Genomic DNA, 17,508 nt, shown 5'->3' on the forward strand with positions numbered 1-17,508 from the left:
GATGCGCTTGGACAGCCGGCCAGAGATCAAAGACCGGCTGGCGATCATCGCTGGCAGCGGCTTGCTGCCGCTGCATGTTGCTGAAGCCGCACGGATACACGGCGAAAATCCCTTCATCATCGCCCTCGCCAACGAATCGGATCGGGACTGGTCCGCGTTCGACCATACGACGCTCGGCATCGGCAACTTCAAGGCAATCAGCAGCGTCTTTCGCGAAGCGGGCATCGGCCGCGTGGTCATGTCGGGCGCCGTCCGCCGCCGTCCGGACTGGCGTGATATCAAGCCGACGCTGAAAAGCCTCGCAAAGGTCCCGAGCGTTCTGCGCACGCTTCTGTCGGGAGGCGACGATGCCGTTTTGAAAATGGCGATCGAACTCATCGAGACCAATGGTGCGCGGGTGATCGGTGTTCAGGAGATCGTGCCGGAGCTTCTGGCTGATATCGGTACGCTGGGCGCATTCACGCCGGGGTCGGAAGATCAGGTGGATATCGAAGTCGCTGAAGCCGCTGCCATCGCGCTTGGCCATCTGGATGTCGGGCAGGGCGCTGTCGCCGTCGGCGGACGCGTCGTCGCCCTGGAGGGACCGGAGGGAACCGACGCGATGCTCGAACGCGTGGCACGGCTGAAGGCCGATGGACGCATTTCCAGCCGCCGCCGCGGTGTCCTCGTCAAGCTCTGCAAGCCGCAACAGGATTTGCGCGCCGACCTGCCGTCGATTGGCCCCTCAACGATCAGGGGCGCACAGGCAGCCGGGCTTGCCGGCATCGCGGTCGAGGCTGGCCGCGCGCTGGTTCTCGAGCGAGCCGAGATGATCGCGCTGGCCAACGAGGCCGGTCTTTTCGTCACCGGCGTCGATCGTGCCATGTTGCGAGGCCTGCGATGACCGCACGTGGTCTCAAGCTCGCCGTCATCGCCGGTGAAGTTTCCGGCGACCTGCTTGGGGCCGATCTCGTCAGGTCGCTGCGTCCATTGGTGAACGGCAATCTTTCTCTGGTGGGTGTCGGCGGCGAGGGGCTGGAGGCGGAGGGGCTAACGTCCCTGTTCGACTATTCCGAGCTTTCGATCATGGGTGTCTCGCAGGTCCTGGCAAGATTGCCGAGGCTCATCCTGCGTATCCGCCAGACGGCCAGCGCCATCGTTGCGGCCGGACCGGATATGCTTGTCATCATCGACAGCCCGGATTTCACCCACCGCGTCGCACGGATTGTTCGCAAGGCGTTGCCGGATCTGCCTATCATCAATTACGTCTGCCCGAGTGTCTGGGCCTGGAAGCCTGAACGCGCAATCAAGATGCTGACGTATGTCGATCACGTGCTTGCGGTGCTACCTTTCGAGCCGGACGTGATGAAGCGCCTCGGTGGCCCGCCAACCACCTATGTCGGGCACCGGCTGGCAAGCGACGCCAATGTATTGTCCGTCCGCGCGCGCCAGGTGGAGAAATGCGCAGCGGGGGTAGATACGGAAGCCGCCACATGCCTTCTGCTGCCGGGGTCGCGCGGCAGCGAAATCAGCCGGCTTTTGCCCGCGTTCGGAGAGACTGCGGAGGAATTGCGCAGCCGTCATCCGCAGATGCGGTTCCTGCTCCCCACCGTGCCAAAGCAGGAAAAGCTCGTCCGGCAAATCACGGCAGCCTGGCCTGTCAAACCGGACATCACGGTTGGAGCGGCGGCCAAGTGGCAGGCTTTCGCCGAAGCCGATGCCGCTATTGCCGCATCCGGTACCGTCATTCTGGAGCTCGGGCTGGCCGGTATTCCCGTCGTCTCGACCTACAAGGCCGACTGGATCATTCGGCTGATGCACAAGCGTATCAAGATCTGGACGGCAGCCATTCCCAATCTCGTGGCGGATTATACCATCGTTCCGGAATATCTGAATGAAGCCATCCGCGCCGGTGCGCTGTCGCGCTGGGTGGAGCGTCTGACCGCTGCTACGCCCGAGCGCGAGGCGATGCTTGCGGGTTTCCGCACCGTCTGGCAGCGCATGGCGACGGAAAGACCTCCGGGCCAGTCCGCAGCTCAAATCGTTCTGGATGTCCTCAATGAAAAAAAGCCCGGCCATTTCTAATTGACCGGGCTTTTCCATTCGTGGGTCCGTAAGCTTAGCGCTTGGAAACCGGGACGTAGTCGCGTTCCGGTTCGCCGATGTAAAGCTGGCGCGGCCGGCCGATACGCTGTTCCGGATCCTCGATCATCTCGTTCCACTGGGCAATCCAGCCGACCGTGCGGGCAAGCGCAAACAGCACCGTGAACATGGTTGTGGGGAAGCCGAGCGCCTTGAGCGTGATGCCGGAATAGAAGTCGATGTTCGGATAGAGCTTCTTCTCGATGAAGTAGCTGTCCGTCAGCGCGATGCGCTCGAGTTCCATGGCCACTTCCAGCAGCGGATCGTCCTTGTGGCCGAGTTCTGCCAGCACTTCATGCGTCGTCTTCTGCATGATCTTGGCGCGCGGGTCGTAGTTCTTGTAGACGCGGTGACCGAAGCCCATCAGGCGGAACGGATCGTTCTTGTCCTTGGCACGTGCGACAAATTCCGGAATGCGGTCGACGGAACCGATTTCAGCCAGCATGTTGAGCGCGGCTTCGTTTGCGCCGCCATGGGCGGGACCCCAGAGGCAGGCAATGCCGGCAGCGATACAGGCGAACGGATTTGCACCCGAAGAGCCGGCGAGACGGACCGTGGATGTCGATGCGTTCTGCTCGTGGTCGGCATGCAGGATGAAGATGCGGTCCATGGCGCGGGCGAGCACGGGATTGACCGTATATTCTTCGCAAGGAACGGCAAAACACATGCGCAGGAAGTTCGACGCGTAGTCGAGATCGTTCTTCGGATAAACGAAGGGTTGGCCGATATGATACTTGTAGGCCATGGCGGCGAGCGTCGGCATCTTGGCGATCATGCGCAAGCTGGCGACCATGCGCTGATGCGGATCCGTGATGTCCGTGGAGTCGTGATAAAAGGCCGAGAGGGCACCGACACAGCCGCACATGACGGCCATCGGATGGGCGTCGCGACGGAAGCCGGTGAAGAAGCGGGACATCTGCTCATGCACCATCGTGTGATGGGTGACGCGATAGTCGAAGTCGATCTTCTGGGCCTTGGTCGGCAGTTCGCCGTACAGCAGTAGGTAGCAGACTTCGAGGAAGTCGCCATGCTCGGCCAATTGCTCGATCGGATAGCCGCGATGCAGGAGGATGCCCTGGTCCCCGTCGATATAGGTGATCTTGGATTCACACGATGCTGTCGAGGTGAAGCCGGGGTCGTAGGTAAACTGGCCGGTCTGCTTGTAGAGGGTGCCGATATCGACCACATCCGGACCGATCGACCCCGATCGCACCGGCAATTCCACCGTTTTATCATCGACGGTTACGACTGCGCTTTTTCCTGTCATGGGGATCCTCCGTTTGCAGCAAATTGGCACACAATTATGCCGCAGATATTAACGCCAACCATGTGCTACCCGATTTAGTCACGGCTGCCAAGTTGAACCAAAGGCAAATTGTGCGATGCAAAAATAGGCATATGGCAACGCAATAATTGCATGTTCCGCCCGTATGTCCAATGACATAATCGCTGACGCGCAAGTCGCTTGTCGCCAGCCGAAAAACTCTTGCCGCTTTTTTAGGCATCAATCTCGTCGGTTGCATTTTGTTCTTTCCGGTTGCAGACTGCGGGCGGGCAAGAGCGGACGGAATGGCATCCATGAGTGAGGGGCGAGACCCGGGATTGGCGTCACGCACGCGATTTCGCGGCATGCTTCCCGATGCCTTTCACACCCTGACGCAAGTCCCTGAAGCCACTGAAAAACTGCCGGAAAACCTTACACGGGCACCATATTTCGCTGGTCTCCCATCAATTCGCAAGGGGCTGCGAGCGGTTCCCTGGCGTGTTGGGCTCCAGCGAGCCGTGGCGGAGGAGCAAGCCTTCGGTCATGCCTTTCTGTTCGCGCCGGTGTTCCTCGGCCTGGGCTCGCTTGTGTGGTTTTCGCTCGCTGAGACGCCAGGCGTTCTCAAACTTGCACTGCTGATGTGCGTTTTTGGCATGGCAGCTTTTTTGCTCCGGCATTCGGCCGGTGTCTGGCGCATCATCACGCTTATCGCCGCATTGTTTACCGCAGGCATGGTGCTTGCTGCCGTGGAAACGGCGCGCATGGACACGGTGTTGCTCGATACGCCGGTGACGACAATGGTTCGCGGCACGGTCACGGCGCGGGAAACCACGGACCGGGGATACTGGCGCTACACCGTCGCAGTGGCACAGACCGTGGATCCGGTATTGAAGCGCCCGCCCGCAACCGTCACGCTTCTTTCCCGCAGCCGCGAAAGGCCGGTCGAAATCGGCGCGGGGATCGAGGGCAGGGCGCGGTTATCGCCGCCCTCCGGCGCTGCCCTTCCCGGTCTCAACGATTTCGCCTTCGACAGCTATTTCAAGGGTATCGGTGCCGTCGGCTATTTCTACGGAAAGCCGGAAGCTGTTGCGGCTCCGGAAGACGGCGCTAAAAGCATGATCGCAGAATGGCGCGCTCGCACGGGGGAAACCATTGCCCGATGGCGCGAGGCGGTTGGAGCGCGCATTCGCGGCACGATCGGCGGTGATGCAGGCGCGATCGCTGCGGCGCTGGTGACGGCGGAGGAGCGCGCCATCAGCCGGCCGACGATCGAGGCGCTGCGCGAAGCCGGGCTTGCGCATGTACTGGCGATCTCCGGGCTGAACATGGTTCTGGCCGCCGGAACCTTCCTGATCGGCGCCCGGACACTTCTCAGTCTTGTTCCGGGGCTGGCGCATCGGTTTCCGATCAAGAAACTTGCCGCCGCCGGTGCGCTGATCATGGTGTTCTCCTATATCCTCATCTCCGGTGGCGCGGTTTCGGCGGTGCGGTCCTGGATCATGATCTCCATCATGCTTGTCGCCGTGTTCTTCGACAGGCCGTCGATCAGCCTGCGCAATGTGGCGCTCTCTGCCCTGATCATTCTCGTGATCACGCCGTCCGCCGTGACGGGGCCGGGTTTCCAGATGTCGTTTGCCGCGACATTGGCGCTGGTCGCCGGCTATGCCCATTGGCGCGAGCGGCCGGGCCGTGACGTGTCGCCGGCCAGCCCCAAAACCGGGCCGCTAAAAGCTGTCGGCGGGTTTTTTGCCGGTTTGCTGCTCAGTTCCTTCATCGGCGGCATGTCGACGATGATTTATTCGGCGGGGCATTTCCACAGGCTCGCCGCCTATGGGCTTGTCGGCAATGTGCTGGCCATGCCGGTCATCAGCATCTTCGTCATGCCGTTCGCTTTGCTCGCAATGCTGTTGATGCCCTTCGGCCTCGATCGTTATCCGCTGCTGGTCATGGGGCAGGGGCTGGACTGGATGATCTCGATCGCCACGATGGTATCCTCCTGGGGTGGCGAGGTGACGACCGGCCGGATTCCGGACCATGCCTTCATGCTCATAGCCGCCGGTGGCGTTCTCGCCTGCCTGTTTCGAACCTGGCTTGCCGCGTCCGGTCTCGCCGTCATCGCCGCCGGCCTTCTCGTGGGGTGGAGCAGCGCCGCGCCACGGCCGGATATCGTCGTCGCCGAAGATGGGCGTCTGGTCGCGATGCTCGAACAGGATGGGGCCGCCATCAATCGCAGCAAGCCGCCGGATTTCGTCTTTTCCCAATGGCAGCGGGCGTTGCGCCTGAAGGATCACTACAAGCCGTCGCAGCGGGATGACCTGGCGATCAAGGGTGCTGAAGTTCCGATCTTAGACAAGCGAGAGACCGGCGACACGCGTAGGAACAAACCGCCGATCGACAAGGAAGCGGCCCGCTCCGCCATCCGGCGGCTTGTGGCCGAGGCAGCGCCCGGCCGTTTTGCCTGCGTGCCAAAGCAATGGTGTGCCGCGACGACGCGGCAGGGATGGCGCGTCGTCACCGTTGAAGACCCGCGCTTTGTCGGCATTGCCTGCGACGAGGCGGACATCGTCGTGACACCGGTCAACGTGCGGTTCCGGACCTGCCGCTCGCGCGCGCTGTTGCTGAGCGGCCGGAGTTTGCGGCGCACGGGTGCCGTCGAGATTTATGGCATATCCTCCGGCAAGCAGGCGGAAAAGGCCGGGATGCAACTGATTTTTGCGCTGGAGCAGTTGCAACGGCCCTGGGCGCGGCACAGGATCTATGACTGGCGGACCGGACAGTTCGACGCGCGCGAACCGGGCGAATGAAGCGGGTGCCAAGGGGAAAGATATGAACCGCGCAATGCCAATTCCGGTCGACCTGTTTATTCTTGATTAAAGCACTCCACAAATCCTTGTCTTTCGGCCATAGTATGTCATATGAAGCCGCGATTGACGCAGGCGCGTTCGGTGCCGGCTGTCAAATGAAGGATTTGCGCGTTCCCGCCACTCCGTCCTCCCAGGGGGCGGCGGACGATTACAAGGTAAGGACAGGTCATGCCGAACCGGGCAATGCCGAAATGGATGATGCTTGCGGCCGTGCTGCTGGCGTTCTCGAATGCCGGAGCGCTTCGCGCGCAGGAAACCCCGGCTGCGGCCACCAGTGAAACGAAACAGCCCGTTCAGACCGCCCCCGAAGGCGGCGCATTGCCGTCAACGGCAGCGAATGACGCCACCCCAGTCGCGCCCGCAGGCGAAGCGACGCAGGCAGTGCCGGCGGATGCTGCTGTTGAGAGCAACGCGGAGACCGCAGCACCCAATCCGGTATTGCCGCACGACCTCTCGCCGCTTGGCATGTTCATGGCCGCCGACATCGTCGTCAAAGGCGTCATGAGTGCCCTGGCACTGGCGTCGGTGGCGACCTGGGCAATCCTGCTTGCCAAGTCTTTCGAGGTTGCTGCCGCCAAGAGCAGTGCCAAGCGGGCGGTGCGGGCCTTGTCCGATGCGGTGGTCCTGCGGGACGTTCGCGAGACATTGACCGCCAGGAAAGGCCCGGCAGTGCAGATGATTGCGGCCGCAAGCGACGAATTGTCGAAATCGGAAGCGATCCTCGATCTCGTCTCGACGCAAGGCGTCAAGGAGCGGGTGGCATCGCAACTGTCCCGCATCGAGGCCGGGGCCGGCAAGCGCATTGCCGGCGGTACCGGTATTCTCGCGACGATCGGCTCGATTTCGCCGTTCGTCGGACTGTTCGGCACTGTCTGGGGCATCATGAATTCGTTTATCGGCATCAGCCAGGCGCAGACGACAAATCTTGCGATCGTCGCCCCCGGTATCGCCGAAGCGCTGCTGGCAACGGCCATCGGCCTGGTGGCCGCCATTCCGGCCGTCGTCATCTACAACTACTTCGCCCGCTCGATCAGCGGCTATCGCCTGATCCTTGCCGATGCCTCGGCTGCGGTCGAGCGGCTCGTCAGCCGTGATCTCGACTTCCGCCAGGCGCGTCGTCTCGCGCCGCGCAAGGCCGAGAGCCATGCGCATTCGGAAGCCGGCATCGCGCGGATCGGATAAGACCATGGCCAGCAAGATCAGCGAAGGCGGCGGCGACCTCGAGGAAAACAGCGAGATCAATGTCACACCGTTCATCGACGTCATGCTCGTTCTGTTGATCATCTTCATGGTGGCGGCACCGCTTGCCACCGTCGATATGAAGGTCGACCTGCCGCAATCGGCGGCAACTCCGGTCAAACGCGATGACAAGCCGGTTTTCGTGACCCTGAAAGCCGATCTTTCCCTGGCGCTGGGCAACGAAGAAACAGGGCGCGACACCTTCGTTGCGGAACTCAACCGCATGACCGAGGGCAATACACAGACACGCATCCTTCTGCGCGCCGACAAGGCCGTCGACTACGGTGAGCTGATGACGGTCATGAACCTCATCCAGAGGGCAGGCTATACGAAAATCGGGCTTGTCGGCCTGGAAGCTGCGCCTGCCGGCTGAGGCAGGCGGCTTCGTTAGAACTTGTAGCCGACGGCCAGACCCGCATGGCTCAGGCCATCGTTCGGCCCGTCGCAGAGACTGGCGTGCGACGAATGGTCCGCGGTTGCCAGAATCTGCCAATTGTCCGTCACGCGATAACCCACCGCGATCTGTTCGCGAAACAGCAGGCGGCAGCCGAGGTCCGGCCCGCTTGCTTCGTGGCGGTCCAGATTGCCATTGTGAACGGTACCACCAAGGCCCAGTTCCACGAAGAAGCGGTCGGTGATATCGGCAGTCCAGCTGATGCCGCCATAGATCTGGTCGACCCCGTCGCCTGTGCCGACCGAGGCACCAAGGTAAATCCTCGGCTCAAGGATGGACTGCTGCCATGTTGCTGCCTTGCCGCTCGACAGCGGATCGAAAAAGATCGTGGCGGACGGAAAGATGCCTGATTCGTGTGTGTCGCCGGCACTGATGGACGCACTTGTTCCGAAACGGAGTTCATCGAAAATCGTTTCCGCGGCCACTGCGCTCTGATGCCACGAGATAGAAAAGAACAGGGCGATCGAAAGAAGCCCAACCCGGGTGGCGGACTGACGTGGCTGTTTAAAACGCACTGGCACTTTTCTACACCTCTCGACCCGGCGATTCGGTTGTGATGCGTAATGGATATTAGGCCCATATTTTCTCTCGCCGGAAAGTCAGAATATATCTCCCGGCTTTTGCGAAGCTTGCTTTTTTGCAAGAACTGCATTCCATAGCTTGAAACGGCGGGTGCGCGGATTTATGAGCTTGGCCATGCCCGGTCGGCTGAAGCGCCACCGGTTGTTTTATCTGCGCAAGCCAAAAGCGCGCAAACGCCGGAACACGATCCGGACTACGAGGGCAGGCAAGATGAATTTCGAAGCAGCACGCATCAAGATGGTCGACAACCAGATCCGCACCACGGATGTGACGTCGCACGCCGTTCTCTCGGCGTTCCTGTCGGTCCCGCGAGAAGAGTTTGTGCCCGCCGGGATGAAGCCGCTGGCCTATATCGACACCGACATCGAACTGCCGTCAGACCCTGCCGCCGGGAAGCGTTACCTGATGGAACCGTCGCCCCTGGCAAAGCTCCTTCAACTTGCCGAAATCTCAAAGGGCGACAAGGTTCTCGAGATCGGTTGCGGCACAGGTTACGCCTCCGCCATTCTTTCGGAACTTGCTGGATCGGTCGTGGCGCTCGAAAGCGATGCGAAGCTTGCGGCTGAAGCATCGACAACCCTGGCTCGCCTCGGTCATGCGAATGTCTCGGTCGTTACGGGTGATATGGAAAAGGGGCATGCTGCGGGTGCACCGTATGATGTGATCTTTGTTCACGGTGCCGTCGAAACCATCCCGGCCTCGCTGCTTGCCCAGTTGAGCGACGGCGGCAGTCTTGTCGCGGTGGTCGGCTTTGGGAATGCGTCGCGTGCCCAGGTCTTCCTTCGCGAGAACGGCAAGACATCGGAGCGGTTGGCGTTCAACACGGCGGTGAAGCCGCTGCCGGGCTTCCGGCTTGCCCGCGAATTCGTATTTTGATGCCCCATATTGAGGCACTCAACACCTGGTTGCCGGCGCGTAAAATGCAATGTTGCGATTTGGCAAAATGATGTTCGTTTCTCGTCAATTTCTATGATTGGCGAGGGCGAGTGGTTGTTGCCGCGTCAAATCCGGGCTTTAAAGAAAAGCTTGTGGGCGGTCGGTAAGGCGTGATTTTGCCGTGTTTTCCATATAGGGGGGCGACGCGACAGAACGCAGCGATCTTTTCCGGTGAATGGGGAATGTCTGCGCGTTGAAGAACTGGGAAGGTTTGGTTGCGCCAGCTTTTCCGTACTGGAGTAAAATTTGTGTTAATTTTCCGTAAAACGGCTGTGGCGGCCGCTCTTTCCACCGCCTTGTGGCTCCTGCCGCATGCCGTTTCTGCTGAAACAATCTTCGGCGCGATGGCGAAGGCCTATCAAAACAATCCGGAACTCAATGCCGTTCGCGCCGGGCTTCGCGCAACGGATGAAGGCGTGCCGATCGCCAAGTCCGGTTACCGCCCGCAGATTTCCGCGACTGCTACCGGCACAGCGACGCGTCTGGGCACCGAGAGTTTGTTCAGGTCAGGCACGCCCCTCCTCAGCGAGGATTTTACCACCGGATCTGCCAGTATCACCATCACGCAGCAGATTTTCGACGGTTTCCAAACTCTGAATAACGTCAGGGCTGCTGAAGCGAATGTGTTTTCAAGCCGGGAAACGCTGAAGGCCAACGAAATTTCCATTCTGTTGGCCGCCGCCCAATCCTATGCGAACATCTCGCGCGACCAGCGGATCGTGGCGATCCGCAAACAGAACCTTGCCTTCCTCAAGGAACAGTTGAGCGCTGCCAAATCCCGGCTGGATGTTGGGGAAGGGACACGCACCGACGTCAGTCAGGCGGAGGCCGAGCTGGCGGGTGCACAGGCGATCCTCGTCAATGCCGTGGCTCAACTGAAGCAAAGCGAAGCGGTATACGTCCAGATCGTTGGAGATGCGCCGAAGGGGATCAAGCAACCGTCGCCCGCGTCGAAAGCGCTGCCGAAGAGTCTGGATCAAGCTGTCGCTGCCGGTCTGCGCGATCACCCGTCGATCATTGCAGCACAGTATAATGTCGATGCCGCCGGTTACAGGGTCAAGTCCGCCGAAGGGACGATGCTGCCGGGTGTGGTGGTCCAGGGGGCACTGAGCCGCAACACGACGGACCGCGATCGCAACTCCGATACTGCGAACGCCTCCATCACCGCCCGCCTCGAGGTGCCGCTCTATCAGGGCGGTGCCGAATACGGCCAGATTCGGCAGGCCAAGGAGCGCCTCGGCCAGCAGCGCATTCTGGTCGATTCTGCGCGCGCCGACGTGCAGCAGACGATCGTGACCGCCCATGCTCAGTTTGAAGGTGCTCTTGCGACGATCACCGCCAACAAGGCGCAGGTCAACGCGGCCAACATGGCCTTGGCGGGCGTGATCGAGGAGCGAAAGGTCGGCCAGCGCACGACGCTTGACGTGCTTGATGCGCAGCAGAGTGTACTCGCCGCCGAGGAAAGCCTCGTTTCGTCGCAGCGTAACGCCGTGGTAGCCAGCTATTCCTTGCTGGCGGCGATGGGGCGCCTGACGATCAAGAGCCAGGGCTTGCAGGTTGCCGAGTACCGCGCCGAGGAACATTACGAGGCCGTCAAGGACAAATGGTTCGGATTGCGCACCGTCGACGGCCGCTGATCCAATAGTCTGATTGTGTGCGTTATTTCAACAGCTGCGCTCCTGCCATGAGCGGGGCGGCCGTTTTCCGTTGGCCGGCGGCAGGTGGCGCTGCGAACAAACCTGTGCATGATTTCAACTTGGTGATTCGCGGCGTTTTGTTCGGCGCCGAACTCGCATACAGTTCGTGCCAATGACTGCGCGGCAATGTCTCGATCAAACGCGACCGCAGAAACGGGGATAATAATGGCACAGCCCAATGTAGCGCGTGAGCCGTCGATGGACGAGATTCTCGCCTCGATTAGAAAGATCATCGAAAGCAACGAGCCCGGTATTCCCGGTTTCCCTGCCAACGATCTCGGTCCCGCTCCGGACGATGCCTATCGCGCTGATCGCGGTTATGACGACGGAAGCGCCGAAGACATTCACCTGACGATCGACGACGAAGTGCTTGCGCCGGAATTCGAAGCAGAGCAGCGGCATCAGGCACCGTCCGTGGAGCTTCCGTCGCGGCAGCCCCAGGACGCGAGCGTAAGATCCTCGGTATCGACGACATCGACGCCGCCGCTGTCACTTGCCGACGTCGCCGCGCGTGTTCGTGCAGCTTCGGAGCGGCACTCGGCGCCGCCACGGGAACCGGAAACCCCATCTACCGCCTTTCGCGCCAGGTCCGACAATCCGATGGTGACCTCCCGCATGGCGCCCTCGTCTGCGGCCTTGCTTTCACAGCCGGACGTCAGGCATGAACAGTCACCGGCGACAGCTGAAGCGGTTTCAGTCGCCCGGTCGATCGTGGCGGCTGAAGAGAAAGCCGAGCCGACAGCAACCATTGCTGTCGAGCATCCGGCAGAGCAGCATCAGCCGCTGGCCGTGGTCGCTGAGAAGGACGTCGCCGCGATCGTTTCGCCGGCCGTCGGTGAGCAGGTTGCGCGGTCGTTCGGCGATCTGGCCTTGGCCGTCGACAGCAGCGCGCGCCGTTCCTTCGATGAGATTGCCGAAGACATGCTGCGCCCGATGCTGCAGGAATGGCTTGATGACAATCTGCCAACCCTCGTCGAACGCCTTGTGCGCGAGGAAATCGAACGCGTTGCGCGCGGTCCCAGGCGGTAGACCACGCTTTTCCCGCTTACAAAGCCGCCAGCAACCACACTGGCGGCTTTTTTGGTGTTATTGTTGACACCAATGCCTCGTTCCGATTTACAACCCACCGATATCAATCAGCAAGTTTGGCTTCAGAATGCTTGAAAAAACCTATGATTCCGCCGCTGTCGAACCGCGCATCGCCAAGATCTGGGATGATGAGGACGCCTTCCGCGCTGGCGCAGGTGCAAAACCGGGTGCCGAGAGCTTCTGCGTCGTCATTCCGCCGCCGAACGTTACGGGTTCGCTGCATATGGGCCATGCGCTGAACAACACGTTGCAGGACATCATGGTGCGCTTCGAGCGCATGCGCGGCAAGGACGTGCTCTGGCAGCCGGGCATGGACCATGCCGGCATCGCCACGCAGATGGTCGTCGAGCGTCAGCTGATGGAACGCCAGCAGCATCGCCGCGAGATGGGCCGCGAGGCCTTCATCGACAAGGTCTGGGAATGGAAGGCCGAATCCGGCGGACTGATCTTCAACCAGCTGAAGCGCCTCGGCGCCTCCTGCGACTGGTCGCGCGAACGCTTCACCATGGATGAAGGCCTGTCGAAGGCTGTTCTGGAAGTCTTCGTCTCGCTCTACAAGGATGGCTTGATCTACAAGGACAAGCGGCTGGTCAACTGGGATCCGAAGCTGTTGACGGCGATCTCGGACCTTGAGGTCGAGCAGATCGAAGTTGCCGGCAGTCTCTGGCACCTGCGTTATCCGCTGGAGGAGGGCGTCACCTACCAGCATCCGATCGCCTTCGACGAGGACGGCAAGGCGACGGAATGGGAAACGCGCGACTATCTGGTCGTTGCGACGACCCGGCCGGAAACCATGCTTGGCGATACCGGTGTAGCCGTTCACCCGGACGACGAGCGCTACAAGGCCATCGTCGGCAAGCATGTCGTGCTGCCGCTGGTCGGCCGGCTCATCCCGATCGTTGCCGACGAATATCCGGACCCAACCGCCGGCACCGGTGCCGTCAAGATGACACCCGCCCATGATTTCAACGACTTCGAGGTTGGCAAGCGGCGCCATCTGCGGCAGGTCAACATTTTGACGATCGATGGCCATCTGACGCTGGCCGGCAACGAGGATTTTCTTGAGGGCCTGCCTGCAAGCGATGAGCTGGAAGCCTTGATCTCCGCCCTTGACAACGTGGAGCGTTTCGCCGCCCGCAAGGCAATCGTCACGATGTTCGAGGAACGCGGCCTGCTCGACAAGATCGAGCCGCACAAGCACACGGTTCCCCATGGCGACCGTGGTGGCGTTCCGATCGAGCCGCGGCTGACCGAGCAGTGGTACGTCGATGCCAAGACGCTTGCCAAACCGGCCATCGCCTCTGTCCGCGAGGGACGGACGAACTTTGTCCCGAAGAACTGGGAAAAGACCTATTTCGAATGGATGGAGAACATCCAGCCCTGGTGCGTTTCGCGGCAGCTCTGGTGGGGACACCAGATTCCGGCCTGGTATGGCCCCGACGGTCAGGTTTTCGTCGAAAAGACCGAGGAAGAGGCGCTGCACGCTGCGATCCAGCATTATCTTTCACATGAAGGCCCGATGAAGGCTTACGTCGAGGATCTGCTCGAAAACTTCCGCCCGGGCGAAATTCTCGTCCGCGACGAGGACGTGCTCGACACCTGGTTCTCTTCCGCGCTCTGGCCGTTCTCGACGCTCGGCTGGCCAGACAAGACGCCGGAACTCGACAAATACTATCAGACCGACGTTCTGGTGACCGGCTTTGACATCATCTTCTTCTGGGTCGCCCGGATGATGATGATGGGCCTGCATTTCATGAAGGACACCGACGGCACGCCCGTCGAGCCGTTCCACACGGTCTATGTGCATGCGCTGGTTCGCGACAAGAACGGCGCGAAAATGTCGAAGTCGAAGGGGAACGTCATCGATCCGCTGGATCTGATCGACGAATATGGCGCGGATTCGCTGCGGTTCACGCTGGCGATCATGGCGGCGCAGGGCCGCGACGTGAAGCTCGATCCGGCCCGTATCGCCGGCTACCGAAATTTCGGTACCAAGCTCTGGAACGCGACGCGCTTCGCCGGCATGAACGGTGTTGCCAACGACCCGAAGTTCGTGCCTGAAACCTGCTCGCTGACCATCAACCGCTGGATTCTGACGGAACTCTCCCGGACGATCCGCGACGTCACCGACGCAATCGAAGGCTACAGGTTCAATGAAGCGGCCGGCAGCCTCTATCGTTTCGTCTGGAACCAGGTTTGCGACTGGTATCTGGAATTGCTGAAGCCTGTCTTTGGCAGCGATGATGAGGCCGGCAAGGCGGAATCGCGAGCCTGCGTCGCCTATGTCCTCGACGAGACCTACAAGCTGCTGCATCCCTTCATGCCGTTCATGACGGAAGAACTCTGGGCGCAGACCGCAGGCGAGGGCAAGACGCGCGACAGCCTGCTGTGCCATGCGGACTGGCCTGTAGCCTCCTACGCGGATGACGCCGCGGCCGGCGAAACCAACTGGCTGATCGACCTGGTGTCGGGCATCCGCTCGGTACGCTCGGAAATGAACGTTCCGCCGGCTGCCATCGCCCCCCTGGTCGTCGTCGAGGCGAGCATGCTGACCAAGGAACGGCTGGAACGCCACGCCGCGGCCATCCGCCGGCTGGCGCGCGTCGATGCGATCGATCTTGCCGCTGCGGCACCGAAGGGAAGCGCCCAGATCGTGGTCGGCGAGGCGACGGTTTGCCTGCCGCTCGGCAGCCTGATCGATCTGGCGGCTGAAAAGCTCCGTCTTGAAAAGGCGGTCGGCAAGGTAGACCAGGAGCGCGAGCGTATCCTCGGCAAGCTTTCGAACGAAAAATTCGTTGCCAATGCGCGTCCGGATGTCGTCGAGGCGGAGCGTGAACGTCTGGCCGAACTCGACGGCCAGAAAGCGTCTCTGGGCGTGGCGCTGGCAAGGATTTCGGAAGCCGGCTGATTGACGGCTTCGCGTCGGATAGAAAATCGAAAAGCGACTGGTTGCGGATCAACCGGTCGCTTTTATCGTTGCGGCGAGCGGATCGCGTTACGGTGCCCATAAGCGTGAAGACGGAATAACGCCGGAGTTATCGGTGATTCTGTGTTTAGCTGCAATTCTCGTCTCAAAACCCCACATCGCCATGATTGCGCCTGAATATTCACGATCGGTAAGGCGATTCCTGCAAAAAGCGGCATTGTTGTGTCGAAGTGACACTTTGATGATTTTGAGGAATTATTTTTCAAGTTGTTTCTATTTTTTTCGAAAATGTGAAATTATGTACTGAATATCGTCGATTTTCCTTGCGTCGTAATTTTCTTACGTAAATTTTCCGTGATCGGAAGCCTTGTACCCCCAGATCTAGGTATTTGCTATCTGGGCCGTCCCGCCGAATACTTTTGTTTCGGTCGCTGATTTCAACGCTGGCGACCGATCTGTGTTCAGGGGAGGGACGAATGGTTCACAAGAAAATCAAGACTGCCATGATGGCGGCACTGACTGCTGCATTAACCGCAAGCGCGGCAAATGCAGGCGGTCTGGAACGTGGCGGCTACAATATAGACCTGCTGTTCGACCCGTCGACATATGCGGCCGAAGCTGCGGCAACCTATGTCAATCCGCAGCGCGAACTCGACAATGTAGTTGATATCAATCCGGCCAACGGCGATTTGAACGGTCTTCCGAATAGCGGTGTTAGGGATACAGAGGGTTATTGGGTTCCGCGTATCGGCGTAAAGGCCGGCATTGGCGATAGCGTTGACTGCATGGCCGACTATTCGCAGCCTTGGGGTGCGCATACGAGTCCGGGCGCCAACTGGGCGGGTGCCAATGACAATATCGAAACCAAGATCGAAAGCGACAACTACGCTGCAACCTGCTCCTACAAGTGGGACATGGGCAAGGGCCAGTTCCGCGTGATCGGCGGCGGCTTTTACCAAGAGGTCGGCGGCTTCAAGGAGCGGCTCGTATCGCCTGCGGTTCCCGCGCTCGGGATCACTGGCGTCGGTCGGATGGACCTTGAGGGCAGCGGATGGGGCTGGCGTGCGGGTGTCGCCTACGAAATTCCTGAATATGCCCTCCGTGCGAGCCTCGTCTACAACAGCAAGGTGGATCTCGACAATCTCGACGGCACCATTGATCTCAGCCGCGTCATTCTCGGCGTTGGCCCGACAGGACCGATTTTCGGCTCGCGTTATGACGTCTCCAGCTTCGCTTCGATGCCTGATTCCTTGGAACTGAAGGTGCAGACGGGCATCGCCCCCGGCTGGCTGGTATTCGGTTCTGTCAAATGGACCGATTGGAGCCAACTGCAGATCGTGAGCGTCACCGCCGACGACCCCAGCCCGGTTCGCCCACCGACCAGCCTCGATCTGCTCTACCGCGACGGCTGGACGATCTCCGGCGGCGTTGGCCACAAGTTCAACGATCAGTGGAGCGGTGCCGTCAGCCTGACCTGGGATCGCGGGACGAGCCACGGCTATGGCAACCAGACGGACAGCTGGACGCTGGGTACGGGTGTGTCCTACATGCCGACGGAAAATGTCGAGCTTCGGCTTGCGGGTGCGATCGGCCTGCTGACGAGCGGCAGCTCCGGACCGCAGACATATAATGGCGTGCCCGTTGGTACCAACGTCACTTATGATTTTGGAACCGACATCGTCAGCGCGATTTCCACGTCGCTGAAGGTCAAGTTCTGATCTTCCGACACAACAGATCAAAAAGCCCGGTGTTCGCATCGGGCTTTTTGTGCTTTTGGGTGTGCTTGTTTTTGTTCACGAACGCCCTGGACGCGAACGCAGGCTTGCAGCCGCATAATAAGCATTGTTGCGCCGCGGAACGGTAAAATTCCCATTTCCCGCGGGTTTCCCTCCTGGAATTGCAACAGTAAAAATCAGATTTTTCGCTTTTCCGGCATCACGTTTTGTGACGATTCAGCAACACATTCTTTCTATAGTTTGTAGCGGCCTGCTGGCAGGCGATTGTGTCTATTTCCCGCCACAAACTGGGAGCACCGATGGACTTGACAAACGTGCCAGTAAGTTTTGAGCATGCTGCGTTTGAGGGAATATGAGTTATCGCGTTTTCGAAAAAATCCATGTCTCCGGTGATGTTACGTGGCCTTGCAACAGCTTTTCGGAGCTACCGGGCAGGCCGTATCGCTGCGAGCTGGATCGAGCGGCTGGGGCAGGCCGCACTCTTGCCGGAAACGTTGACTACTGTTGGAGAACTGCCGCGGCGAACAGCGCTGACGGCAGGGGGCTTATCTGGACCGGCGCTGACCGGCTCTTGGGTTTGAACGGAAGAAATAGACTATC

At 60.3% G+C, this 17,508-nt stretch carries 12 protein-coding genes; 10 read left to right on the top strand and 2 right to left on the bottom strand.

All coding sequences use genetic code 11. The annotated features are described in order from the left end of the window. Window position 1 precedes the first annotated feature (1 nt). Both J2Z75_RS00885 and lpxB read left to right on the top strand, forming a co-directional pair. Window positions 2–883, top strand: coding sequence for an LpxI family protein (locus tag J2Z75_RS00885; RefSeq protein ID WP_209846345.1), 882 nt, complete (start codon window positions 2–4; stop codon window positions 881–883). Further along, on the top strand, window positions 880–2,064 hold the full coding sequence (gene lpxB, locus J2Z75_RS00890) for a lipid-A-disaccharide synthase (protein ID WP_209846348.1): 1,185 nt from the start codon (window positions 880–882) through the stop codon (window positions 2,062–2,064). Before J2Z75_RS00885 ends, lpxB begins: the two co-directional genes overlap by 4 nt. Window positions 2,065–2,098: 34 nt before the next feature. On the opposite strand, the gene gltA is transcribed toward lpxB, so the two are convergent. After that, window positions 2,099–3,388, bottom strand: coding sequence for a citrate synthase (gene gltA / locus J2Z75_RS00895; protein WP_209846351.1), 1,290 nt, complete (start codon window positions 3,386–3,388; stop codon window positions 2,099–2,101). A gap of 362 nt (window positions 3,389–3,750) precedes the next feature. Between gltA and J2Z75_RS00900 the strand changes: the two genes are divergently transcribed. From J2Z75_RS00900 to exbD, 3 genes are all read left to right on the top strand, one after another. After that, window positions 3,751–6,189, top strand: a complete 2,439-nt coding sequence (locus J2Z75_RS00900) for a ComEC/Rec2 family competence protein (protein WP_407692735.1) — start codon at window positions 3,751–3,753, stop codon at window positions 6,187–6,189. A gap of 228 nt (window positions 6,190–6,417) precedes the next feature. Then, window positions 6,418–7,431, top strand: a complete 1,014-nt coding sequence (exbB, locus tag J2Z75_RS00905; protein WP_209846356.1) for a tonB-system energizer ExbB — start codon at window positions 6,418–6,420, stop codon at window positions 7,429–7,431. A 4-nt stretch (window positions 7,432–7,435) separates the two neighbouring features. Then, window positions 7,436–7,861 carry a TonB system transport protein ExbD gene (exbD, locus tag J2Z75_RS00910; protein WP_209846359.1) on the top strand — a complete coding sequence of 142 codons (426 nt, stop codon included), beginning with the start codon at window positions 7,436–7,438 and terminating at the stop codon, window positions 7,859–7,861. Between the two features lie 14 nt (window positions 7,862–7,875). Here the strand turns inward: exbD and J2Z75_RS00915 are convergent, their stop codons facing one another. Then, window positions 7,876–8,457, bottom strand: coding sequence for an acyloxyacyl hydrolase (locus tag J2Z75_RS00915; protein WP_209846363.1), 582 nt, complete (start codon window positions 8,455–8,457; stop codon window positions 7,876–7,878). 277 nt (window positions 8,458–8,734) lie between these two features. On the opposite strand from J2Z75_RS00915, the gene J2Z75_RS00920 reads away from it, so the two are divergent. From J2Z75_RS00920 to J2Z75_RS00940, 5 genes are all read left to right on the top strand, one after another. Continuing rightward, complete coding sequence (locus J2Z75_RS00920; protein WP_209846365.1) at window positions 8,735–9,400, top strand: protein-L-isoaspartate O-methyltransferase family protein; 666 nt, start codon at window positions 8,735–8,737, stop codon at window positions 9,398–9,400. A 308-nt stretch (window positions 9,401–9,708) separates the two neighbouring features. Further along, complete coding sequence (locus J2Z75_RS00925) at window positions 9,709–11,097, top strand: TolC family outer membrane protein (RefSeq protein ID WP_209846367.1); 1,389 nt, start codon at window positions 9,709–9,711, stop codon at window positions 11,095–11,097. Window positions 11,098–11,322: 225 nt separating this feature from the next. Then, a complete protein-coding gene (locus J2Z75_RS00930) occupies window positions 11,323–12,186 on the top strand; it encodes a PopZ family protein (RefSeq protein ID WP_209846369.1) in 864 nt (287 codons plus the stop codon). A 127-nt stretch (window positions 12,187–12,313) separates the two neighbouring features. Further along, entirely contained in the window at window positions 12,314–15,154 is a 2,841-nt protein-coding gene (locus J2Z75_RS00935; RefSeq protein ID WP_209846378.1) for a valine--tRNA ligase, read from the top strand. Between the two features lie 494 nt (window positions 15,155–15,648). Further along, window positions 15,649–16,890, top strand: coding sequence for an OmpP1/FadL family transporter (locus J2Z75_RS00940; protein WP_209846380.1), 1,242 nt, complete (start codon window positions 15,649–15,651; stop codon window positions 16,888–16,890). The last annotated feature ends 618 nt before the right edge of the window (window positions 16,891–17,508 follow it).

Source organism: Rhizobium herbae (assembly GCF_017873135.1).
In the GTDB taxonomy this organism is placed as follows: Bacteria; Pseudomonadota; Alphaproteobacteria; order Rhizobiales; family Rhizobiaceae; genus Pararhizobium; species Pararhizobium herbae.

Coding starts and splice junctions, on each gene's coding strand:
- exbB (WP_209846356.1), top strand. CDS start 6,418: ATGCCGAACCGGGCAATGCCGAAATGGATGATGCTTGCGGCCGTGCTG.
- J2Z75_RS00930 (WP_209846369.1), top strand. CDS start 11,323: ATGGCACAGCCCAATGTAGCGCGTGAGCCGTCGATGGACGAGATTCTC.
- J2Z75_RS00940 (WP_209846380.1), top strand. CDS start 15,649: ATGGTTCACAAGAAAATCAAGACTGCCATGATGGCGGCACTGACTGCT.
- J2Z75_RS00885 (WP_209846345.1), top strand. CDS start 2: ATGCGCTTGGACAGCCGGCCAGAGATCAAAGACCGGCTGGCGATCATC.
- J2Z75_RS00920 (WP_209846365.1), top strand. CDS start 8,735: ATGAATTTCGAAGCAGCACGCATCAAGATGGTCGACAACCAGATCCGC.
- gltA (WP_209846351.1), bottom strand. CDS start 3,388: ATGACAGGAAAAAGCGCAGTCGTAACCGTCGATGATAAAACGGTGGAA.
- exbD (WP_209846359.1), top strand. CDS start 7,436: ATGGCCAGCAAGATCAGCGAAGGCGGCGGCGACCTCGAGGAAAACAGC.
- J2Z75_RS00900 (WP_407692735.1), top strand. CDS start 3,751: ATGCTTCCCGATGCCTTTCACACCCTGACGCAAGTCCCTGAAGCCACT.
- J2Z75_RS00935 (WP_209846378.1), top strand. CDS start 12,314: ATGCTTGAAAAAACCTATGATTCCGCCGCTGTCGAACCGCGCATCGCC.
- lpxB (WP_209846348.1), top strand. CDS start 880: ATGACCGCACGTGGTCTCAAGCTCGCCGTCATCGCCGGTGAAGTTTCC.